The organism is Kitasatospora sp. NPDC101176 (assembly GCF_044768035.1).
Classification (GTDB): Bacteria; Actinomycetota; Actinomycetes; order Streptomycetales; family Streptomycetaceae; genus Kitasatospora.
Window position 1 is genome coordinate 295,660 of record NZ_JBIWPA010000002.1, and the last position, 20,656, is coordinate 316,315.

Annotated in this window: 20 protein-coding genes and 1 other RNA gene; 12 read left to right on the plus strand and 9 right to left on the minus strand. The window is 76.1% G+C overall.

The window, feature by feature from the left end:
- The first annotated feature begins 70 nt into the window (after window positions 1-70).
- Together ACIRS1_RS04105 and ACIRS1_RS04110 are read left to right on the plus strand one after the other, a co-directional pair.
- The gene (locus ACIRS1_RS04105) at window positions 71-805 is read left to right on the plus strand and encodes a class I SAM-dependent methyltransferase (protein ID WP_360214532.1); all 735 of its coding nucleotides are present in this window, start codon (window positions 71-73) and stop codon (window positions 803-805) included.
- Window positions 802-1,863 carry a prenyltransferase gene (locus tag ACIRS1_RS04110; RefSeq protein WP_360214534.1) on the plus strand — a complete coding sequence of 354 codons (1,062 nt, stop codon included), beginning with the start codon at window positions 802-804 and terminating at the stop codon, window positions 1,861-1,863. Before ACIRS1_RS04105 ends, ACIRS1_RS04110 begins: the two co-directional genes overlap by 4 nt.
- A gap of 111 nt (window positions 1,864-1,974) precedes the next feature.
- Here ACIRS1_RS04110 and ACIRS1_RS04115 read toward each other — a convergent pair whose 3' ends face one another.
- From ACIRS1_RS04115 to ACIRS1_RS04130, 4 genes are all read right to left on the minus strand, one after another.
- Window positions 1,975-2,871, minus strand: coding sequence for a hypothetical protein (locus tag ACIRS1_RS04115; protein ID WP_360214536.1), 897 nt, complete (start codon window positions 2,869-2,871; stop codon window positions 1,975-1,977).
- Between the two features lie 197 nt (window positions 2,872-3,068).
- Complete coding sequence (locus ACIRS1_RS04120) at window positions 3,069-4,076, minus strand: N-acetylmuramoyl-L-alanine amidase (RefSeq protein WP_402836639.1); 1,008 nt, start codon at window positions 4,074-4,076, stop codon at window positions 3,069-3,071.
- Between the two features lie 7 nt (window positions 4,077-4,083).
- Entirely contained in the window at window positions 4,084-5,376 is a 1,293-nt protein-coding gene (locus ACIRS1_RS04125; RefSeq protein WP_402836641.1) for a hypothetical protein, read from the minus strand.
- Between the two features lie 265 nt (window positions 5,377-5,641).
- Window positions 5,642-6,295: a class I SAM-dependent methyltransferase gene (locus ACIRS1_RS04130; RefSeq protein ID WP_360214542.1), complete on the minus strand. Its 654-nt coding sequence runs from the start codon at window positions 6,293-6,295 to the stop codon at window positions 5,642-5,644.
- A 183-nt stretch (window positions 6,296-6,478) separates the two neighbouring features.
- Here ACIRS1_RS04130 and ACIRS1_RS04135 point away from each other — a divergent pair, with 183 nt between their 5' ends.
- Complete coding sequence (locus ACIRS1_RS04135; protein ID WP_360214544.1) at window positions 6,479-7,567, plus strand: Zn-dependent alcohol dehydrogenase; 1,089 nt, start codon at window positions 6,479-6,481, stop codon at window positions 7,565-7,567.
- Window positions 7,568-7,637: 70 nt separating this feature from the next.
- Here ACIRS1_RS04135 and ACIRS1_RS04140 read toward each other — a convergent pair whose 3' ends face one another.
- On the minus strand, window positions 7,638-7,811 hold the full coding sequence (locus ACIRS1_RS04140) for a hypothetical protein (RefSeq protein ID WP_360214546.1): 174 nt from the start codon (window positions 7,809-7,811) through the stop codon (window positions 7,638-7,640).
- A gap of 201 nt (window positions 7,812-8,012) precedes the next feature.
- Window positions 8,013-10,004: an alpha/beta hydrolase family protein gene (locus ACIRS1_RS04145; protein WP_402836644.1), complete on the minus strand. Its 1,992-nt coding sequence runs from the start codon at window positions 10,002-10,004 to the stop codon at window positions 8,013-8,015.
- Window positions 10,005-10,882: 878 nt separating this feature from the next.
- Between ACIRS1_RS04145 and ACIRS1_RS04150 the strand changes: the two genes are divergently transcribed.
- The 3 genes from ACIRS1_RS04150 to ACIRS1_RS04160 are packed head-to-tail and all read left to right on the plus strand — an operon-like array spanning window position 10,883 to window position 13,627.
- Entirely contained in the window at window positions 10,883-11,719 is an 837-nt protein-coding gene (locus ACIRS1_RS04150; protein ID WP_360214550.1) for a Nif3-like dinuclear metal center hexameric protein, read from the plus strand.
- Window positions 11,720-11,742: 23 nt separating this feature from the next.
- On the plus strand, window positions 11,743-12,486 hold the full coding sequence (locus ACIRS1_RS04155; RefSeq protein ID WP_402836646.1) for a zinc ribbon domain-containing protein: 744 nt from the start codon (window positions 11,743-11,745) through the stop codon (window positions 12,484-12,486).
- A gap of 4 nt (window positions 12,487-12,490) precedes the next feature.
- On the plus strand, window positions 12,491-13,627 hold the full coding sequence (locus tag ACIRS1_RS04160) for a bifunctional RNase H/acid phosphatase (RefSeq protein ID WP_402836648.1): 1,137 nt from the start codon (window positions 12,491-12,493) through the stop codon (window positions 13,625-13,627).
- A 59-nt stretch (window positions 13,628-13,686) separates the two neighbouring features.
- On the opposite strand, the gene yaaA is transcribed toward ACIRS1_RS04160, so the two are convergent.
- Window positions 13,687-14,472, minus strand: a complete 786-nt coding sequence (gene yaaA, locus ACIRS1_RS04165) for a peroxide stress protein YaaA (protein ID WP_396316839.1) — start codon at window positions 14,470-14,472, stop codon at window positions 13,687-13,689.
- 229 nt (window positions 14,473-14,701) lie between these two features.
- On the opposite strand from yaaA, the gene ACIRS1_RS04170 reads away from it, so the two are divergent.
- The 5 genes from ACIRS1_RS04170 to rnpB all read left to right on the plus strand — a co-directional run bounded on the left by ACIRS1_RS04170 (window position 14,702) and on the right by rnpB (window position 18,946).
- Entirely contained in the window at window positions 14,702-15,112 is a 411-nt protein-coding gene (locus tag ACIRS1_RS04170) for a hypothetical protein (protein WP_402836650.1), read from the plus strand.
- Window positions 15,109-15,480, plus strand: coding sequence for a Fic family protein (locus ACIRS1_RS04175; RefSeq protein ID WP_360214560.1), 372 nt, complete (start codon window positions 15,109-15,111; stop codon window positions 15,478-15,480). Before ACIRS1_RS04170 ends, ACIRS1_RS04175 begins: the two co-directional genes overlap by 4 nt.
- A gap of 66 nt (window positions 15,481-15,546) precedes the next feature.
- Complete coding sequence (locus tag ACIRS1_RS04180; protein ID WP_402836652.1) at window positions 15,547-17,019, plus strand: RNB domain-containing ribonuclease; 1,473 nt, start codon at window positions 15,547-15,549, stop codon at window positions 17,017-17,019.
- Between the two features lie 27 nt (window positions 17,020-17,046).
- Window positions 17,047-18,534, plus strand: coding sequence for an MFS transporter (locus ACIRS1_RS04185; protein WP_402836654.1), 1,488 nt, complete (start codon window positions 17,047-17,049; stop codon window positions 18,532-18,534).
- Between the two features lie 13 nt (window positions 18,535-18,547).
- Window positions 18,548-18,946, plus strand: an RNA gene (rnpB, locus tag ACIRS1_RS04190) — RNase P RNA component class A.
- A gap of 103 nt (window positions 18,947-19,049) precedes the next feature.
- Here the strand turns inward: rnpB and ACIRS1_RS04195 are convergent.
- Together ACIRS1_RS04195 and ACIRS1_RS04200 are read right to left on the minus strand one after the other, a co-directional pair.
- On the minus strand, window positions 19,050-19,307 hold the full coding sequence (locus tag ACIRS1_RS04195) for a Prokaryotic metallothionein (RefSeq protein ID WP_402836656.1): 258 nt from the start codon (window positions 19,305-19,307) through the stop codon (window positions 19,050-19,052).
- Window positions 19,308-19,408: 101 nt separating this feature from the next.
- Entirely contained in the window at window positions 19,409-19,807 is a 399-nt protein-coding gene (locus tag ACIRS1_RS04200; RefSeq protein WP_360214568.1) for an ACT domain-containing protein, read from the minus strand.
- A 166-nt stretch (window positions 19,808-19,973) separates the two neighbouring features.
- On the opposite strand from ACIRS1_RS04200, the gene ACIRS1_RS04205 reads away from it, so the two are divergent.
- A complete protein-coding gene (locus ACIRS1_RS04205; protein ID WP_402836658.1) occupies window positions 19,974-20,633 on the plus strand; it encodes a helix-turn-helix transcriptional regulator in 660 nt (219 codons plus the stop codon).
- Window positions 20,634-20,656 lie beyond the last annotated feature (23 nt).

Genomic DNA, 20,656 nt, shown 5'->3' on the forward strand with positions numbered 1-20,656 from the left:
CCGGCCCGACGCGAATCGTTCTGACGCGGCGTCAAGTCCGCTTGGTAGCAAAAGGAATGGGAGCCCTGCAGTGCTGACCGTCGATTTCTCGCGCTTCCCGCTCGCCCCCGGCGACCGGGTGCTCGACCTGGGCTGCGGCGGGGGCCGGCACGCGTTCGAGTGCTACCGCCGCGGCGCCAACGTGATCGCCCTCGACCAGAACACCGAGGAGATCGCCGAGGTCAAGAAGTGGTTCGCCGCGATGGAGCAGGCCGGCGAGGCCCCCGAGGGCGCGTCGGCGGTCGCGATGGAGGGCAACGCGCTGGCGCTGCCGTTCGAGGACGAGTACTTCGACAAGATCATCATCTCCGAGGTGATGGAGCACATACCCGATGACAAGGGCGTGCTCAACGAGATGTTCCGGGTCCTCAAGCCCGGCGGCCTGCTCGCCGTCACCGTGCCGCGCTGGCTGCCCGAGAAGATCTGCTGGGCGCTGTCCGACGAGTACCACGAGGTCGAGGGCGGCCACATCCGGATCTACCGCGGCGACGAACTGCTCGGCAAGCTCAAGGACGCCGGCCTGGAGCCGTACGGCACCCACCACGCGCACGCGCTGCACTCGCCGTACTGGTGGATCAAGTGCGCCGTCGGCGTGGACAACGACAAGGCGCTGCCGGTCAAGGCCTACCACCAGCTGCTGGTCTGGGACATCGTCGGCACCCCGGTGATCAGCACCCTCACCAAGGCCGCCGAGCGGGCCCTCAACCCGGTCATCGGCAAGAGCTTCGTCGCGTACGCCTCGAAGCCGCGGAGGGCGGGCGCATGACCGCGGCCGTCCCCGAGGTGCTGCTGCTCGAGGGGGTGCTCGACGCCGAGCAGGCGGCCGGCACCGTCCGCAGCATCCTCGCCGAACAGCGCCCCGACGGTGCCATACCCTGGTTCGCCGGCCACCACCTGGACCCTTGGGACCACACCGAGGCCGCCATGGCCCTCGACACCGCCGGCGAGCACGCCGCCGCCGAGGCCGCCTACCGCTGGCTCGCCGCCAGCCAGAACCCCGACGGCTCCTGGTACGCCGCCTACACCGACGGCGTGGTCACCGACCACGCCAAGGAGACCAACTTCTGCGCCTACGTGGCCGTCGGCGTCTGGCACCACCACCTCAGCACCGGCGACGACGCCTTCCTGGAGTGGATCTGGCCGGTCGTCCGGCGCGCCCTGGACTTCATCGTCGGCCTGCGGTTGCCCGGCGGCCCGATCGCCTGGCGCCTCGACGAGGACGGCACCGCCACCGACGAGGCGCTGCTCACCGGTTCGTCCAGCATCCTGCACGCGCTGCGCTGCGGCCTGGCCATCGCCGAGTACCTGGAGGAGCCGCAGCCGGACTGGGAGCTCGCGGCCGGCCGGCTGGGGCACGCCGTGGCGCACCACCCCGAGCGCTTCCTCGACAAGGACCGCTACTCGATGGACTGGTACTACCCGGTCCTCGGCACCGGCCTGCGCGGCGACGCGGCGGTCGAGCGCATCGACCGGGAGTGGGACCGCTTCGTCGTCCCCGGGCTCGGCGTGCGCTGCGTCAGCGACCGCCCCTGGGTGACCGGCGGGGAGAGTGCCGAACTGGCCCTGGCTCTCTGGGCGATCGGCCAGTCCGACCGCGCGGTGGACATCCTGCGCTGGATCCAGGAGCACCTGCGGCACGAGGACGGCTCGTACTGGACGGGGTACGTCTTCGAGGACGACGCCATCTGGCCGGAGGAGCGCACCACCTGGACGGCCGGCGCACTGCTGCTCGCGGTCGCCGCGCTCGGCGGTGACCCGGCGACCGTCGCGGTCTTCGGCGGCGAGCAGCTGCCCGCCGGGCTGGTGGTCCGGGACTGCTGCTGACCCGCCCGCGCCGGGCCGGCGCGAAGGGGCGGGACGGCGAAGGGACGTGACAGCGCGAAGGGGCGGGACCGGAGAGATCCGGTCCCGCCCCTTCGCCGTACCGCCGGGGCGTCAGCCGCGCTGGATGCCCGCGGTGTCGGCCAGCAGGCCGAGGCTGCCGTCCGCCAGCTGGGCGACCAGCGCGGAGCCGCGCTGCTCGACCGCCAGGTACCAGGTACCGGGCACCAGCTCACCGATCGGGGCACCGACCGGGTTGTCCTTCGGGGCCAGCGGGCGCGGGGCCGGCACGGCGAACCAGAACGGCGCGAAGTCGGCCGCCGGGGCCGCCGGGGCCGGCTGCGCCTGCGCGGCCGGGACGGGCTGCGGGGCCGGGGCGGCCGCGTCCTGCGGCTGGCCGGCGGCCGCACCGGCCGGGTAGCCGTAGCCGCCGGGCTGGGCGCCGTACGCCGGGGCCTGGTTCGGGTCCTGGCCCGGGCCCGGGTAGCCGTACTGGCCGGGCTGGCCGGGCTGGCCCGGGGCCGGGTAGCCCTGGTACGGCACGGCGGCCGGGCGGTCGGTGACCAGCGGGGCCTTCAGCGCCGGCACCAGCGGTGCGGCCGCGGCCGCACCCGCCAGCACGATCAGCGAGATCAGGCCGAGCCAGGCGCCGAAGCCGTGACCGAAGCCGGAACCCGACGGACCGCCACCCAGCGACCACAGCGCCGTCCACAGCGCGGTGACGGCGAACGCGATGCCCCACTGGTCCAGCCGGAGGCCGAGCACCTGGCGGCCGGCCGCGGCCGGGCCCTGGAACCGCTGCAGCAGGATCAGCACCGCGGCGGCGATGCCGAGCAGGTAGATCGAGGGCAGGATGGGGAACAGCTGGGTGCTCCACGCGTTCTGCGACGTGTCGCCGCAGTACCGGCCGCTGCAGTCCACGGTCCAGTAGGGCAGGAAGGAGGCGATGAAGAGCAGGACGGCCGCGCCTGCGACGGCGGCGTCTCCCCTGGTGAGAGCGCGCAGATTCACTAACGTTCCCCTCGTTGACGTGTCGTGGTCGGCGGTTCGTGCGGTCGGGCTGACCGGCCGAAACTCCCGAACGGACCAGAAGCCTAGGCCCAACCGCGCCGCCGGCGCACGGCGGGACCGGTAATGGGGCGAAGTCGTTGCAAACGGCGCGGGCCGGGCGCGCTGCCGCCCACCGGGCCGGCCCGCCCCAACTCCCTTTACCGCGTGGTCAGATACGCCGTCAGCGCGTCTGCGATCCCCTGTGCCGCCTGCTGCCGCCACTGAGGATCCGTCATCCGCTTCGCGTCCGCCGGGTTGCGCATGTTACCGCACTCGATGAACACCTTGGGGACCGTGGACAGGTTGAGGCCCCCCAGGTCGGAGCGGGTGTCCAGGCCCTGGTTCGCGACGTAGTCCGCGTACTGCTCGCCGGTCGCCGCGCGGAAGTGCTCGCGCAGCAGCAGGCCGAGCCGGTGCGAGGGTTCGACGATCGTGGAGGTGTCCGCCTTCCCCGCCACCACGCGCGCCGGCATGATCACGTGGAAGCCGCTGCCGCTCGCCGGGCCGCCGTCGCCGTGCACCGAGAGCGCGACGTCGGCGTGCGCGGCGGCGCTCGCCCGGGCGCGTTCGTCGATGCACGGGCCCCACGGGCGGTCACCGTCCTGCACCAGCACCACGGTGGCGCCGCGGGCGGCGAGGATGGCCCGCGCCCGGCGGGACACGTCCAGGGTGTACTCGGCCTCGGTGTAGCCGGCGTTGGTCTCGGTGCCGGTGGTGTCGCACTCCTTGTGGGCGTTGCCGATGTCGACCTGACGGTTGATCTCGGTGGTGTGCGCGGAGTTGCCCGGGTTGTGGCCGGGGTCGAGCACGACGGTGCGGCCGCTGAGCGCGGTCGCGTCGGGCGAGCCGGAGGCGCCGGGGGAGGCGGTGGCGGCCGCGGTGTCCGACGGAGCCGGGGAGGCCGCGGTGGGCCGGTCCGCGGCCGGGGTGCCCGAGGCGTCCGGCGCGCCGGACGCACCCTGCGCCCCCGGTCCTCCGGACGGGTCGGTGCCGGACGGGGTGGTGGGCGCCGCGGCGGAGGTGCCCGCGGCGCTCACCGGGGTGGGGCCTTCGAGGGCCTGCCAGCCCAACCAGCCCGCCATGCAGAGCGGTACGGCCGCGCCCACCACCGTGGTGACGCGCAGCAGGGCGGAACGGCGGGGCGGTCGGGAGGCGGAGCCGGTCACGGGTGGTTCAGATCCTGTCCTGGGTGCGCGGGGTGAGGCCGTAGCTGTCGGCGATCGGCTTCCACTTGGCGGCGAAGTCCTTCTTCGCCTGGGTGGCCTGCGGGTTGAGCTCGTCGGCGTGCTTCTTGTCGGCGGTGTTCGGGGCCGAACCCGAGCAGCCCTGGCCGGCCACCGCCCGGGCCCAGCTCGCGTACGCCCGGTCGATGTCGGCCGACAGCTGCCAGGCCTGCTTCAGCGAGGCCACCGCGTCGGCGCCGCCCGGCACGTCGCCGACGCCCACCCCGGCGAGCTTGCGCAGCAGGTCGTCGCGCTGCTTCGCACCGTTGTCGAACACCTGCGCCGCGCTCTCGATGTCGGCCTTCGCCGGGCAGCTGGTCACCTTGGCGACCGCGCTGCCGATCGGGGCCTTCGCGCTCTCGCCCTGGGTGAGCAGGTCGTCCAGTGCCTGGGCCTGGCCCTTGGCGTTCGGGCCGGCTCCGGAGGCGGTGGGGCTCGGCGTGGCGCCGGCCGAGGCCGGGTCGGTCGCGGCGCCGCTCGGCGCGGCGTCGGTGCCCGTCGGGGCCGGGGCCGGCGGCGGGTTGCCGGCCGAGGTCGGGGCGGTGGCCGACGGGGCGGGCGCGGCCTGCCCGTTCTTGTCGTCGCCGTTCCTGGCGGCCATCAGCAGGCCGCCGCCGACCGCCAGCACCAGGAGCAGGGCGAAGCCGATCAGCAGGGGGGCCTTCCGGTTGCCCGGGCGGTCCCCGTCGTCCGGGTCCGCGTAGTCGTTCGGGTAGTCGGCGGGGTGGCCGGCCGGGTACCCCGGCTGCCCGGGACCGCCCGGGTACGGGCCCGGGCCGTGCCCGTACGGGGCCTGCGGAGGGCCGGCGGGCGGCTGCGGCGGGTACACGTAGCCGGGGCCGGGGGCCTGGCCGGAGACGTAGCCGGGGCCGGCCTCCCGGCCCGCGACGTGACCCGGGCCCGGGGCGGTGCGCTGGGACGTCGCGTGGGAGGGGAACGGCGAGGCGGGCGGCGCGGCGGGCGGCTGCGGGGCCGCGGCGGGGAAGGCGGGCGCGGTCGGCGCCTCGTGGCCGGGTGCGGCGGCCAGGTAGGGGCGGGCGGCCAGCGGGGGGCCCTGGTCGCCCACGGCGCCCGCGGTGGGCGGCGGGGCCACGGGGCCGGGGGGGACGGGGCCGGTCACGACCGGCGGCGGGCCGGCGGCCTCCCCGCCCTGGGCCTGCTGCGGGCCGCGCACCCAGCCGCCCGCACCACCGCGCGCGGTGGGGTCCCAGACCGCCGGAGCGGTGTTGTGCTGGTCCGTCATGTGCCGCTAGCCCCCACCGTCCGCCGATTGCTCTGCCTGGTGCTGCGCGGACACCGTACCGTTCGAACCCCCGCCCGACAGCCCCGGCACGACGTTAGAGCATCGGGGTGTGGCTGTGGGGCGGCTCGGCGGATCGGCCGGAGGCGCGGCGGTCGTCCGTGCGCGTCGGGGCCGGGCGGGAGGGTTCGCGGGGCCCGTCGGGGCGTCCCGGGCGGGGTGCGACGGGCGGGGTGCGGCGGTCGCCGGGGCGGACGGCGGGGGAGGCTCAGCCCGCCGTGCGGCGCAGGACCCGCAGCGAGCCCGTCACCGAGACCTCCTCGAAGCCCTCGGCGAGCGCCCGCAGGTACACCCGGTACGGGGCCTGGCCGCCGTCCGCCGGGTCCGGGAACACGTCGTGCACCACCAGCAGCCCCTCCGGCGCCAGGTGCGGGACCCAGCCCTCGTAGTCGCCGGTCGCGTGCTCGTCGGTGTGCCCGCCGTCGATGAACACCAGGGCCAGCGGCCGCCCCCACAGGGCGGCGATCCGGGGCGAGCGGCCCACCAGGGCCACCACGTGCTCCTCCAGCCCGGCCGCGTGCAGGGTGCGGCGGAACCGCGGCAGGGTGTCCATCAGCCCCACCTCCCGGTCCACCAGCGTCGGGTCGTGGTACTCCCAGCCGGGCTGCTGCTCCTCCGAGCCGCGGTGGTGGTCCACCGTGAGCGCGACCGTCCCGGTCTCCCGGGCCGCGGCGGCCAGCAGGACCGCGGAGCGCCCGCAGTAGGTGCCGATCTCCAGCACCGGCAGCCCGGTGCCGCGCGCCGCGGTCACCGCCGCCGCGTACAGCGCCAGCCCCTCGTCCACCGGCATGAACCCGGTCGCCGCCTCGAACGCCGCCAGCACCTCGGGCGCCGGGCGGGCGCTCTCCAGCAGGTCGGACATGCGGTGCTCCTCGGGTTCGGGACGTCCGGGACGGGGGCGGACGTGCTCGCCCCGGACCCTACTCGACGGTAGACGGGGGGACCACAGGGGCCCTGGAACGTGTTCTAGTCCCGCCGGGCCGCCCGTGCCAGAATCGGCCCGACCGCCGATCCGAGGCACACCAGGCACACCGGGAGCAGCCCCATGCGCGCAGCCGTCCTGCACAAGACCGGTCAGGACACCCTCGACGTCCGGGAGGACGTGACGGCCGTCGGGTTCGGCCCGGGCACCGTACGGGTCCGGATGCGCGCGGCCAGCCTCTGCCACTCCGACCTCTCCGCCATGAGCGGCGTCCTGCCGCAGCCCGCGCCGTTCGTCCCCGGGCACGAGGGCGCCGGGGACGTCGTCGAGGTCGGCGACGGCGTCCGGGGCATCGCCCCCGGCGACCGCGTGGTGCTCTGCTGGATGGCTCCCTGCGGCCGCTGCGCGCACTGCGAGCACGGCCGGGGCCACCTGTGCGTCGCCAGCCTGCGGCGGCTCGGCGCGCCCGGCTTCCGCTTCGAGGAGGGCGGCGCCGCCGTCGAGGCCTCCGGGTTCTACGGCACCGGGGCCTTCGCCGAGGAGGTCGTGGTCTCCGCCGACGCCGTCATCAAGGTGCCCGCCGACCTGCCCCACGAGGCCGCCGCGCTGATCGGCTGCGGCGTCACCACCGGCGTCGGCGCCGCCGTCAACACCGCCCGGGTCGAACCCGGCTCCTCCGTCGCGGTGATCGGCGCCGGCGGGGTCGGGATCGCCACCGTCCAGGGCGCCCGGGTCTGCGGGGCCGCCCGGATCACCGTCGTCGACCCGGTCGCGTCCCGTCGCGAGCGGGCGCTCTCCTTCGGTGCCACCGAGGCCCTCGCCCCCGAGGAGCTCAGGGCCGCGGCCAAGGGCCTGCCGGGCGGCGGCTTCGACTACGTCTTCGAGGCCGTCGGCCGGGCCGCCACCGTCCGGGCCGGGTACGACGCCGCCCGGCGCGGCGGCGCGGTCGTGGTGATCGGCGCCGGCGCGCAGGACGACCGCGCGCAGTTCACCATGGGCGAGCTGTTCTTCAACGAGAAGCGCCTGCTGCCCTCGCTCTACGGCGGCGCGCCCGTCGCCCGCACCATCGGGCTGGTCGTCGACCTCTGGCGGGCCGGGCGGATCGACCTCGACGCCATGATCACCCACCGGGTCCCGCTGACGGACGTCAACGAGGCCGTCGCGCAGATGCGCAGCGGCGAGGCCCTGCGCACGGTCGTGACGCTGGGCTGAGGCGGCCGGCACCGGACGCGGAAGGGCCCGCCGGGGTGCGTCCCCGGCGGGCCCTTCCGTGCGTGCGTGCTCAGCCCAGGCGCGCCGCGGCGCGGTGCCGGCCGTGCGGGTCGGCCGCGGGGCTGTCGTCGGCGGCGGACCGTCCGCGGTGCCGGCCGTGCGACGCGGTGTCCTCGGCCGTGTTCTCGTCGGCGTCGGTCCCGTTGGCCGCGGGTCCGGTGGTGTCGGTGAGGGTGTCGGACATCAGAATCGTCTTCTCCGTGCGAGGGTGCAGGTCATCGGCGCCCGGCCGGCGCGGTGGCGCGCGGCCCGGTCCCCGATCGGGCGCTCGGTACGCGCCACAGCCGGTGATCGCGGCCCGTGCCCCGGCCACCATAACGGCCGGAACGGACGAGATCCTATCGAGATCACGATGCGCGCCCGGGGGCCGGGACCGGCGGCGTCATCAGCCCGGTCGGCCGGTCCGCAGGAATCCGGCGAGCAGTTCGTGCAGGACGGCGGCGCCCTCCTCGGCGAGCACCTCGTGGCCGGAGCCGGCCGCCTCGACGTAGCGGAAGTCCACTCCCTCGGCCCGGCCGATCCGCAGCAACTCGTGCCGCAGCGACCGGGATTGGCCGACCGGGACGACCTCGTCCCGATTGCCGTGCACGATCAGCAGCGGTGCGGTCAGCCGGTGCGCGAGCTGTAGGACGTCGCGCGGGCCGCGGGCGTCGGCGATCGTCTCGCCGCCGCCCAGCCGGGTGGTCAACGCCCCGACGGGCCCGGCGGCCTCGGCCAGCAGCCGGGCGCCGGACAGGAACGGGGCGACCACCGCGCAGCGCGACACCTGCTCCGCGGGCGCGTGCGCGGCCGCCAGCAGGGCGAGGAACGCGCCGTAGCTGACCCCGAACAGGGCCGGGGGCTCCAGGCCGAGCGCCGCGCGCTGCCCGGCGATGCCGTCCAGCAGGTGCAGCACGTCGTCCAGGTCCGGCCCGCCCCAGGCGCCCCGGATGGCCATCGCGTGCGCCACCCCGTAACCGGTGGAGCCGCGCTGGTTGGGGGCGACGACGGCCAGCCCCTCGGCGGACATCCGCTGCAGCGCGGGGTCGAACTCCAGCCGCCAGGCGTCGGCCGGGCCGCCGTGCAGTGCCAGCACCAGGTGCGGGCTGCTCAGCCAGGCGTCCCCGCCGTACACCACGGCCTCCAGGGGCCCTGCGGGGCCGGCGAGTTCGAGGCTCTGGGCGGGCTGCCAGCGGCCGCCGTCGCCGGGCGCGGTGCTGCCGTCCACCCGCCAGCCCGGCGGCGGGGTGCGGGTGGCCCGCGGGCCGTCGGGCTGCCACGGCAGCCCCGCCCCCCGCCAGGGGCCGGGGGGCCCGGAGCCCAGCGGCGCCAGTTGCAGCGGCAGCGGCGTCGGTCCGCCGGCGGCCGGGGCGGGGCCGTGCGCGAGCAGCGCGTCGACGTCCAGGGCGGCCAGCGCCGCGGGGTGGTCGGGCGAGGAGTAGGGGAGCCGCAGTGCCGCCCCGCCCCAGTGCCCGACCGAACCGAGCCGGCCGGGCGGGACGGGGAGCGGTTCGAGCCGGCCGGTGCCCGGCCGCCAGAGGGCGAGCGCCGAGCCGGCGCCGTGGTCGACCTGCACCGCGACCCGCAGGCCGTCGCCGTCCGGCCGCAGCGCCACCGGACGCAGGACGGTGCCCGCGACGTGCAGGCACGCCGGGAACCGCAGCGGCTCGCCGCCGCCCAGCACGCCCCAGCCGAGCCGGTCGGTGCCCGGTGCGTCGCTGCGCACCATCGCGAACCCGCTGTCCGGGTCGAACAGCACCAGCCGGTCGTTGCTGTGCCCGCCGATCTCCAGCAGCGGGGCGGTCGTGCCGCTGCGCAGGTCCAGCAGCACGCTGCGGACGAGCCCGGCGTCGACCCGGTCCAGCGCCAGCAGGTCACCGGTGCGGTCCAGCCAGGTGCCGCCGCCGTGCAGTCCGGGGATCTCGGCGACCCGTTCGGGCTCGCTGCCGTCCGTGCGCACCAGCCAGGCGGTGGTGGCCGGGCGGTTGTCGGTGCCGAGGGCCAGGGCGACGGGCGTGCGGGGGCCGGCGCCGGGGCCCGTCGGGAGCGCCAGCAGCCGCAGCCCGGGCATCCGGATGGTGGCCACCGGCTGCTCCGCGGCGGAGGTCCCGCCGTAGGAGAGGCGGACCAGGTCGTGGCGGTCCCCGTCGTGGCGGCAGATCAGCACCGAGCCGTCCGGCAGGGCGACCAGGTGGGAGCGCAGGTCCTCCGAGCGGTTGCCGGACAGCGGCAGGGCGAGCGGGGCGGCCGGGCCGCCGTCCGGGGGCAGCCGCCAGCTCTCCGCGTACCAGCCGCCGTCGGCGGCCGAGGCCAGGCAGGCAGCGTGTCCGCCGTCGGCGGCGAAGGCGAAGCCCAGCCGGCGCAGCGCCGGCGTGACGGTCCGGGTGGCCAGGTTCACGTCCCGATCACCCCGCTCGACGTGCCGCGGCACCGGTGGACCTCCGGCCGTGCCGGCTCCGGACGCGGGCCCGTCGCGGATCCGGTGGACCGGGCGGACCCGACGCGGACGGCCCGGCCGTGCACCGGAGGCCCTCGACGGCGACCTCCCGGTCGCCGTCGCCTCCCCGGCCTCCGGCGCCGGCCGGCGCCGCCCGCGTCGTCCCCGGCCACGGGGCCGCCGCATCCGGCCCGTGGCCCGCCGATTCCCCGCCCGCGGCCGTACGCAGCGATGTGTCCGCCTCCATGCGCCGCCACATCCCTTCGTCTGGGCCGCCGGCCCGGGTGCCCACTGCTCCGGCACCCGGGCCGACGCCCCGGCCTGATCGGTTCCTCGGAAGGAGCGGGAGCCCCGGGGGCCGGAGTCACCGGCCCCGCCGTGCCCCGCCCGGTGCCCGCTCCTGCCGGGCCCGCGCGGGGCGGAGCGCCGTCCGGACCGCCAAGTCGGGGCGCCTCCCGGGGCAACTCCCGTTCGCAGGACTGAAGTTACTTTCGAGGCGGGGGTGACTCAACGGAGCGCCGGTCACTTCACTCATAAGGGTGATCCGGGCTTCGTTTCGCCTTCGTGCGAGGGCCCCGGTGTGAGCAACGCGCGCCCGGCGTGCGGAGGCGCGGAGGCTGCGCCGGCCGCTCCCGGCCGCCCCCTACGCCGGTTGACGCGCATCCGTACGCCGACGGCACCTCCGTCCGAACGCCGCCCCCGCTCGGCCCGACCCCCGCCCGACGGGGGCCCGCGCCCCGCCCGAACGGCACCCCGGACTCCTCCGGCCCCCGCGGCCCGGCCCGCCCCGCCCCACGGCCGGGGCCCGACCGCCCCCGCGCGCACGGTAGTCTCGACAGGTGCCGAAACTGTCCGACGTCATCACCGCGCTCGAAGAGGTCTACCCCCCGCAGTGGGCGGAGTCCTGGGACGCCGTCGGCCTGGTCTGCGGGGACCCTCAGGCCGAGGTCGGCCGCGTGCTGTTCGCCGTCGACCCCGTGCAGACGGTCGTGGACGAGGCCGTCGAATGGGGCGCCGACCTGGTCGTCACCCACCACCCCCTCTACCTGCGCGGCACCACCAGCGTCGCCGCGACCGGTTTCAAGGGCCGGGTGGTGCACACGCTGATCAGCAACGGCATCGCCCTGCACGTCGCGCACACCAACGCCGACCACGCCGACCCCGGTGTCTCGGACGCGCTGGCGGAGGCGGTCGGACTCCGGGTGACCGGCCCGCTGGTGCCGGACCCGACCGACCCGCTGGGCCGCCGCGGCTCCGGCCGGATCGGCCTGCTGGAGCCCCCGCTGACGCTGTCCGCCTTCGCCGCGCAGGTCGCCAGGGGCCTGCCCGCCACCGCCGCCGGGGTCCGCGTCTCCGGGGACCCGAACCGGCTGCTGAGCCGGGTCGCCGTGTGCGGCGGCTCGGGCGACGGATTCTTCGCCGAGGTGCGGGCGGCCGGGGTGGACGCCTACCTCACCGCCGACCTGCGCCACCACCCGGCGTCCGAGGCCGCCGAGGCGGCGCCGGTCGCGCTGGTCGACGCCGCGCACTGGGCCACCGAATGGCCCTGGCTGACCCTGGCCGAGCGGGCCCTGCTGGCCGCCGCGGACAAGCGCGGCTGGGCCGTGGAGACCAAGGTCTCCCACCGGGTCACCGACCCGTGGACCGCGCACGCCCCCATGTCCTTCACCGCCTGACCCGATTCACAGGAGCCCTCCGCTTGAACGCCGCGCCCGCCGACCAGATCCGCCTGCTCGACCTCCAGGCCATCGACTCGAAGCTCGACCAGCTGGCCCACCGGCGCCGGACCCTGCCCGAGCACGCCGAGATCGAGAAGGCCTCCGCCGACCACACCGCGCTCAAGGACCTGGTGGTCGCCGCCGAGGCCCAGCAGGGCGACACCACCCGTGAGCTGACCAAGGCGGAGGGGGACGTGGAGCAGGTCCGCGCCCGGTCCGCCCGCAACCAGCAGCGCCTCGACTCCGGCGCGATCACCTCGCCGAAGGACCTGGAGAACCTCCAGCACGAGATCGGCTCGCTGGCCAAGCGCCAGGGCGACCTGGAGGAGGTCGTGCTGGAGGTCATGGAGCGGCTGGAGAGCGCCCAGGGCCGGGTCGTCGAGCTGGGCGCCCGCCTGGAGCACTCCACCGTCGTCCTCACCGAGGCCGAGGCCCGCCGCGACGCCGCCTTCGCCGAGATCGACGGCGAGGCCGAGAAGGTCAAGCGGGACCGCGAGGCCGTCGCCGCCGTCATCCCCGCCGACCTGCTCAAGGTCTACGGCAAGCTGCGCGAGCAGCAGGGCGGCGTCGGCGCGGCCCGGCTGTACCAGCGCCGCTGCGAGGGCTGCCGCACCGAGTTCTCCATCACCGAGCTGAACGCCATCAAGGCTGAGCCGGCCGACAAGGTGGTCCGCTGCGAGAACTGCTCGCGGATCCTGGTCCGGACCGCCGACTCGGGCGCCTGAACCGGTGGCGGCACGCTTCGTCGTCGAGGCTGACGGCGGGTCCCGGGGCAACCCGGGGCCGGCCGGCTACGGTGCGGTGGTCCGGGACGGCGACACCGGGCAGATCGTCGCGGAGGCCGCCGAGTTCATCGGCCACGCCACCAACAACGTGGCCGAGTACCGGGGCCTGATCGCCGGCCTCAAGGCGGCCCGGGACCTCGACCCGGACGCCTCGGTGGACGTCCGGATGGACTCCAAGCTGGTCGTCGAGCAGATGTCGGGCCGCTGGAAGATCAAGCACCCCGACATGCAGCCGCTGGCCGCCGAGGCGCGCACCGTCCTGCCGCGCGGCCGGGTGACGTACACCTGGATCCCGCGCGAGCGGAACAAGGACGCCGACCGGCTCGCCAACGAGGCGATGGACGCGGGCCGGGCCGGCCGCCAGTGGGAGCCCCGGCCGAAGGCCGCCGCCGTCGCCGCGGAACCGCCGCTGGAGACCGCCGCCCCCAGGGCCGGCTGGGCGGCCGAGGCCGACCTCGGCACCCCGACCACCTTCGTCCTGCTGCGCCACGGCGAGACGGCGCTGACCCCGCAGAAGCGGTTCTCCGGCAGCGGCGGCACCGACCCGGAGCTCTCCGACCGGGGCCGTTGGCAGGCCGAACGGGCCGCCGCGGCGCTCGCCGCGCGCGGCAGCGTCCAGGCCGTGGTGGCCTCCCCGATGCGCCGCACCCGGCAGACCGCGGAGATCGTCGCGGCCCGGCTCGGCCTGGAGGTCCGGTACGAGGACGGGCTGCGCGAGGTCGACTTCGGCGACTGGGAGGGCCTGACCTTCGCCGAGGTCCAGGAGCGCTACCCGGACGACCTGGCGGCCTGGCTCGGTTCGGCCAAGGCCAAGCCGACCGGCAGCAGCGAGAGCTTCACCACGCTCACCCACCGGGCCGGCGTCGCCCGGGACAAGATCATCGCGCGGAACCCGGGCCGGACGGTGCTGGTGGTCTCCCACGTCAGCCCGATCAAGACGCTGGTCCGCCTGGCCCTCGGCGCCCCGCCGGACTCGATGTACCGGATGGAGCTGTCCGCCGCCGCGCTGTGCTCCGTCCAGTACTACGCGGACGGCAACGCCTCGCTGCGGCTGCTCAACGACACCTCGCACCTGCGCTGAGCGTCCGCGCCGCCGGGGCCGGTGCCCCGCCCCGGAGGCGCGCCGCGGGGCCGCCGCGCTCAGTGCACCTCGGTGACCACCACGTCCAGCTGCCAGGGCTTGCGCGCCGTCCCCTCGGCCGCCACCTCCACCCGGTGGCCGAGGCCCAGCAGCGCGTCCGTCAGTTCACCGGGCGTCTTCGGCTCGGCCCCCGCGACCAGCAGGTCCCGCACCAGACGGCCCTTGGTCGCCTTGTTGAAGTGGCTGACGACCGTGCGCCTGCCGTTGCGCTCCTGCAGCACCCGGACGGTCGCCGTGCGGGACACCACCTCACCGGCCGGCTTCCACGCCGCCGCGTACGCCGAACTGCGCAGGTCCAGCACCAGCCCGTCGGCCACCTCGGGCAGCACGTCGGCCATCGCGCCCCGCCAGTACGCTCCGAGCGCCCCCAGCGGCGGCAGCTTCACGCCCATCGAGCACCGGTAGGGCGGGATCCGGTCGGAGATCCGCACAGCGCCCCAGAGACCGGAGAAGACCAGCAGCGAACGCTCCGCGCGGTCGTACGCGGCGGCGTCCAGCGTGGCCAGGCCCAGGTTGTCGAACAGCACGCCGGTGTACACCTCGCCAGCCGGCCGCGCCCCCGCCGTCGGCAGCCCGGCGTTGCGGGCGACCTCCCCGCGCAGGCCCGGGCTGAGCCCCAGCACCCCGGCGGCGGTGTCCTCGTCGCCCCGGCAGAGGCCGACCAGCGCGTCCAGCACCGCGCCGCGCGCGGCCGTCAGCCCGGGCAGCGACAGCCGGTCGAGTGCCACCGGCACGCCGTCCCCGGACGCGGCCTTGCCCTCCGAGGGCGGCAACAGCACCAGCACAGCGGACTCCTCAACACTTTGTGGCAGACGGACCCCGCCACCCTACCGCCGGGCCGCCGGACCCCGGCGGGGGCGACCACCGCCGGGGACGGCCGCCCGGCCGCCCCCGCCCGTACCTCCCGCGCGCACCTTCCGCACCTTCCGCGCCCGGTCCGTGCCCGCGCCCCCGAAATCCGGTGGGCCCGGCAGGCGTCCGCCACTACCGTGAGCAACGAGGAGCGTGAACGAGATGACCCTGCGACCCCTGGACCCGGTGCCCGGCGACGACGACGCCGCGGCGGAGGCCGTGTCCGTGCCCGTGCCCGCCGGCCTGCCGGCGGAGACCCGGCAGGCCCTCGAGTTCGCGGTGCGCGCGGCCGCCGAGGCCGTGATGGCCGGGAGGGTCCGGGTGACGGAGGCGCCGGCCGGTTCGGACACCGCCGAGCTGGCCTTCGACGTCCGCCGCTCCGCCGTCCCGGACGTCCTCACCGAGCACCCGAGGCCGCCGTCCCGGCCGGCGGCGCAGCCGTCCCCGGAGTCCCCGGATCCGTCGGAGCCCCCGGAGCAGGCCGGGCCGGGCCGGGCCGAGCGCCGTGCGGCCCTGGTGGCCCGGATCCGTGCGGCCAACGCGGAGACGCTGGAGAGGCTCAAGGACCTGTGACCGAGTACCTGGACCTCGACGACGTCACCTACCTCGCCGGCGGTCCGGGGAACGTCCGCGACCTCGGCGGCCTGCTCTCGGCGATCGCCCGCCCGCAGGCGAGCCTGTTCGGCGGCGACGCCTACCCGGACCTCTGGTCCAAGGCGGCCGCCCTCGGCCAGAGCCTGGCCCGCAACCACCCGCTGGTCGACCGGAACAAGCGCACCGCCTTCGAGGCGATGCTGCTGTTCCTCGACTACAACGCCGAGCCGTACACCGACCCGCACCCGGACGACGCCGTGGCCTTCATGCTGCGGCTGGCCACCGGGGGCTACGACGACGCGGTCTCGCTGGCCGCCAAGGACCTCAAGTCCCTGCTGGGGCGGTGAGTTCGCGGCACGCCGCCGGGCGGCCGCCTCCGTCCGGAATCACCCGATTCGCCCTACGCTGCCTGCATGCCTCGCCGAAAACTGCGCGTCAAGGCCGCCGACTCCGCCCGGATCAACGCCGAACTGGCCGAGCTCCGCGCCAGCCTGGAGGTCCACACCGAGTGGCCCGAACCGGTGCTGGCCGAGGCGGAGGAGGCCGCCGAACGCCCCCGGCTCCCCGAGTACGACGCGACCGACCTGCCCCTGTTCACCGTCGACCCGCCCGGCTCCCGCGACCTCGACCAGGCCATGCACCTGACCCACCGCCCCGGCGGCGGGTACCGGGTGTACTACGCCATCGCCGACGTCGCCGCCTTCGTCCGCCCGGGCGGCGCGATCGACGCCGAGGCCCGCCGCCGCGTCGAGACCCTCTACTTCCCGGACCACCGCGTCCCGCTCCACCCCGCCCGGATCTCCGAGGACGCCGCCAGCCTGCTGCCCGGCGAGCCCCGGCCCGCGCTGCTCTGGCAGCTGGACCTCGACGCCGACGGCGCCGTGCTGCTCGCCGACCTGCGCCGCGCCCTGGTCCGCTCGCACCGGCGCCTGGACTACGCCGCCGTCGAGCGCGCGGTGGAACTGGGCGGCGCCGACGAGCAGCTCGCCCTGCTGGCCGCCGTCGGCCGGCTGCGCGAGGAGCAGGAGCGCGCGCGGGGCGGCGTCAGCCTGCCGGTGCCCGAGCAGGAGGTGGAGGAGACCCTGCACGGGTACGTGCTCGGCTACCGCGCCGCCGGCCCGGCCGACGGCTGGAACGCGCAGATCTCGCTGCTCACCGGCATGGCCGCGGCCGAACTGATGCTGGACGCGGGCGTCGGCCTGCTGCGCACCCTGCCGGCCGCCCCCGCCGCCGCGTACGAGCGGTTGCGCCGGATCGCCGCCGCACTGGACGTGGACTGGCCGCAGGCGCTCCCGTACCCGGAGCTGGTCCGCTCGCTGGACCCGGACACCCCGCTGGACGCCGCCTTCCTCAACGCGTGCACCGGCCTGCTGCGGGGCGCCGGCTACCGGGCCTTCGACGAAGCCCGCGGCCTGCCCGCCCCGGCGGATCCGGCCCACGCCGCGCTCGCCGCCCCGTACGCGCACTGCACGGCGCCGCTGCGCCGGCTCGGCGACCGCTTCGCGCAGGAGGTGTGCGCCGCGGTGGCGGCCGGGGAGGAGGTGCCGGACTGGGCGCGCGAGGCGCTGCCCGAGGTGCCGGGCCTGATGGCGACCGGGGACCGCCGGGCGGCCGAGGTCGAACGGGCCTGCGTGGACCTGGTCGAGGCGGAGCTGCTCACGGGCCGGGAGGGCGAGGACTTCACCGCGGTGGTGGTCGACGTGGACGGGAAGCGGCCCGGCTCCGGCACGGTGCAGCTGCGCGAGCCCGCCGTCCGGGCCCGCTGCGACGGCCCGGCCGACGCGGGCGCCGCGGCGCCCGGCGCCCTGCCGCTCGGCGGCCTGGTCCGGGTCCGGCTGACCCGGGCCGACCCGGCCACCCGGACGGTCCGCTTCGCCGCCGTCTGAGCGCCGCGGGGATGGGAGGATCGGTGCGTGCCCGAAGCCGACCCCTCCAGCGCCCCGGAGCGCCGCCGCCGTCTGCTCGTCCTCGCGATCTGCTGCCTGAGCCTGTTCATCGTCGGTCTGGACAACACCGTGGTGAACGTCGCGCTCCCGGCGATCCAGCGGGACCTCGACGCCCCGGCGTCCGGGCTCCAGTGGATCATCGACGCCTACACCCTGGTCCTCGCCTCCCTGCTGATGCTGTTCGGCTCGGTGGCCGACCGCTTCGGCCGCCGCCGGGTGTTCACGACCGGGCTGGCGTGCTTCGCGCTCGGCTCGCTGCTGTGCAGCCTGGCGGCGGACCTCGAGTGGCTGGTGGCGTTCCGCGCCCTGCAGGCGGTCGGCGGTTCGATGCTGAACCCGGTGGCCATGTCGATCATCACCAACACCTTCACCGACCCGCGGGAGCGGGCCCGGGCGATCGGCGTCTGGGGCGGGGTGGTCGGCCTCTCGATGGCGTTGGGCCCGCTGCTCGGGGGTTTCCTGGTCGACGCGGCCGGCTGGCCGTCGATCTTCCTGATCAACGTCCCGGTCGCCCTGGTCGCGATCGCCCTGACCGTCCGCTTCGTCCCGGAGTCCCGCTCGCCCCGGCCGCGCAGGCTCGACCCGGTCGGGCAGCTGCTGATGGTCGTCCTGCTCGGCTGCGGGACCGCCGCCATCATCGAGGGCCCGGGCCACGGCTGGACGTCCCCGCTGATCCTCGCCCTGGCGGCGGCCGCGCTGGCCGCGCTGGTCGCCTTCCCGCTCTGGGAGCGGCGGGTGGCCGAGCCGCTGGTGGACCCTCGGTTCTTCGCCGGTGCGCCGTTCACCGGGGCCACCGTCACCGCGGTCTGCGCCTTCTCGGCACTCGGCGGCTTCCTCTTCCTCAACACCCTCTACCTGCAGGGCGTCCGGCACTACGGCCCGATCGAGGCCGGCCTGTGGACGCTGCCGATGGCCGGGATGATGCTGGTCTGCGCGCCGCTGTCCGGGCGGGTGGTCGCGGCCCGGGGGCCGCGCGGACCGCTGGTCGCGGCCGGGCTGGGCCTGGCCGCGAGCGGACTGCTGCTGACCCGGCTGGCCGCGGACTCCCCGCCGGCGCTGCTGCTGGTCGCGTACGCGCTCTTCGGCTTCGGCTTCGGCACGGTCAACGCGCCGATCACCAACGCGGCCGTCTCGGGCATGCCGCGTGCCCAGGCGGGGGTGGCCGCGGCGGTCGCCTCGACCAGCCGGCAGGTCGGCCAGTCGCTGGGGGTGGCGGTGATCGGCACGGTGGTGACGGCGGCCGTGGTCGGCCCGGTGGCGACGGGCTTCGCCCCGGCGACCCACGCAGGCTGGTGGATCCTGGTCGGCCTGGGCTGCGCGATCTCCGTCCTCGGCCTGGTCACCACGACCGCGTGGGCCACCGGGACGGCCGCCCGGGTGGCCGCCCGCCTCGGCGGCGATCCGCCGGTGGACCGGTCCGGTGTGCGGGAGGCGCCGCCCGAGCGGCTACGATGACCACTACGGCGGAAGAGCCGGCCGGGCGGTCGCGACGGGTCCCAGGACCCGCCGAGGAACGTCCGGGCTCCACAGAGCAGGGTGGTGGGTAACGCCCACCCGGGGTGACCCGCGGGACAGTGCCACAGAAAACAGACCGCCCACCGCTTCGGCGGAGGGTAAGGGTGAAACGGTGGTGTAAGAGACCACCAGCGACCGGGGTGACCCGGCCGGCTCGGTAAACCCCACCTGGAGCAAGGTCAAGATCGGTGCCCTCGGGCACCGTGCGCGAGTGTTCGAGGGCTGCTCGCCCGAGCTCGCGGGTAGACCGCACGAGGCTGTCGGCAACGGCAGTCCTAGATGGATGGCCGCCTCCCCGGGCCGCGCGAGCAACCCGGGAGACAGAACCCGGCGTACAAGGCCGACTCTTCCGCCCCTGACTTCACGAGGGCCCTCCGACCTGCGGAAACGACAGGTGGGAGGGCCCTCGGTGGTGTTCCGGCGCCCGCCCCGCTCCGGGGCGGGCGCCGGCGGGGTCAGGACGGGTGGGCTCCGACGGCGTCGCGGATCTGCTCGCCCAGGCCGCCGTTGACCCGGGCGCAGTTGGCGCAGCAGAAGAACATGCCCGCGACCTCCACGCCGTGGCCCACGATGCGGACGTCGCACTGTTCGCAGCGCGGCGCGAGCTTCTCCATCGCGCACTCGAAGCTGTCGAAGGTGTAGGTGTCGCCGGTGACCGTCCTGATCTCGAAGGCGAGCCAGTAGTCGTTGCCGCAGGTGACGCAGATGGCCATGGCGGCCGTCTCCTTCCGGTCGGGGCCGGCCGGCCGGGGTGGCCGGGCGGCCTGCTCCCAGTGTCCGGGGGTCGCCCGGGGGCGGCCACCCGGCGGCTGCGTCAGGTGGACCGGGCGGCCAGCTCCTCGAGGGCCCGGACGGCGCGCTCGGCGTCGTCGGCGCCGACGAACAGGTGGTCGTGGTGGAAGCCGGCCACCACGTTGCAGCTGATGCCCTCCTCGGCGAGCCGCCCGGAGACGGCCGCGGTCAGGCCGACGGCCTCCAGGGCGGAGTGGATCCGGAGGGTGATCCAGGCCGCCACGTACGAGTAGCGCAGGCCGAGCGCGTCGGCCTCCTCCTGGGTCACCACCACCGTCACCCCCTCCGGTTCGGCGACGGTCACCACCGGCCGCATTCCGGCGGGCACCTTCGCGGGGAGCGTGCAGTACACGTACCGCCCCGGGTTGAGCAGCGGGCGCATTCCGCGCAGCAGGGTCGCAAGGTCTCGTTCTCCGGCCATGCGCGCCACCGTAGCGGCTGGGTCGCGGACGGGCGCCGCGTCCGGCGGCCGTGTCGGAATCCATTGACGAGCGACAGTCACCGATATATCGTCGAGCTATCGAGACAGTAACTCGACTGGCTCGGTCGACAAGGAGGTGGGCGCCATGCGCTCAGGAAACCCGGGAATGCGATTCAAGGGAGAGGGCCCGCGCGGTGCTCGGCGCCGGTTCGGGCCGGGCCCCGGGCCGGAGGGCTTCGAGGGCTTCGACGGCCGGGAGGCCTTCGGCGGCTTCGGCCCGCCGTTCGGCGGTGGCGGCCCCGGTCGCCCGACGGGCGGCCCGTTCGGCCACGGCTTCGGCGGGCACGGCGGCCGGCGCGGCGGTCCGCACGGTCGGCGCGGCGGCCGGGCCCGGCGCGGGGACGTCCGCGCCTCGCTGCTGGCCCTGCTCAAGGAACGGCCGATGCACGGCTACGAGATGATCGCCGAGATCGTCGAGCGGACCGGCGGGGCCTGGCGGCCCAGCCCCGGCTCGATCTACCCCAACCTCCAGCTGCTGGAGGAGGAGGGCCTGATCACGGCCGAGGAGGTCGGCGGCAAGCGGCTGGTCTCGCTCACCGAGGCGGGCCGGGCCGTGGCCGAGGCGGGGCCCGCCGAGCCGTGGGCGGAGGCCGGCCGGGAGGTCGACTGGGAGGCCGTCCAGGAGGTCGGCCAGGCGCTGGCCGCCGTCGACCAGGCGATCCGTCAGGTCATGACGACGGGCACCGAGGCGCAGCGCACCAAGGGCCTGGCGGTGCTCACCGAGGCCCGCAAGAAGCTGTACCTGATCCTCGCCGAGGACGACTGACCGGTGCGGGGTGCCGACCGGTA

What these genes read in the sequence shown, in the direction of transcription:
- ACIRS1_RS04125 (WP_402836641.1), bottom strand. Translation starts at nt 5,376, where the DNA reads ATGACGGACCAGCACAACACCGCTCCGGCGGTCTGGGACCCCACCGCG.
- ACIRS1_RS04180 (WP_402836652.1), top strand. Translation starts at nt 15,547, where the DNA reads ATGCCTCGCCGAAAACTGCGCGTCAAGGCCGCCGACTCCGCCCGGATC.
- ACIRS1_RS04135 (WP_360214544.1), top strand. Translation starts at nt 6,479, where the DNA reads ATGCGCGCAGCCGTCCTGCACAAGACCGGTCAGGACACCCTCGACGTC.
- ACIRS1_RS04110 (WP_360214534.1), top strand. Translation starts at nt 802, where the DNA reads ATGACCGCGGCCGTCCCCGAGGTGCTGCTGCTCGAGGGGGTGCTCGAC.
- ACIRS1_RS04205 (WP_402836658.1), top strand. Translation starts at nt 19,974, where the DNA reads ATGCGATTCAAGGGAGAGGGCCCGCGCGGTGCTCGGCGCCGGTTCGGG.
- ACIRS1_RS04140 (WP_360214546.1), bottom strand. Translation starts at nt 7,811, where the DNA reads ATGTCCGACACCCTCACCGACACCACCGGACCCGCGGCCAACGGGACC.
- ACIRS1_RS04200 (WP_360214568.1), bottom strand. Translation starts at nt 19,807, where the DNA reads ATGGCCGGAGAACGAGACCTTGCGACCCTGCTGCGCGGAATGCGCCCG.
- ACIRS1_RS04195 (WP_402836656.1), bottom strand. Translation starts at nt 19,307, where the DNA reads ATGGCCATCTGCGTCACCTGCGGCAACGACTACTGGCTCGCCTTCGAG.
- ACIRS1_RS04130 (WP_360214542.1), bottom strand. Translation starts at nt 6,295, where the DNA reads ATGTCCGACCTGCTGGAGAGCGCCCGCCCGGCGCCCGAGGTGCTGGCG.
- ACIRS1_RS04170 (WP_402836650.1), top strand. Translation starts at nt 14,702, where the DNA reads ATGACCCTGCGACCCCTGGACCCGGTGCCCGGCGACGACGACGCCGCG.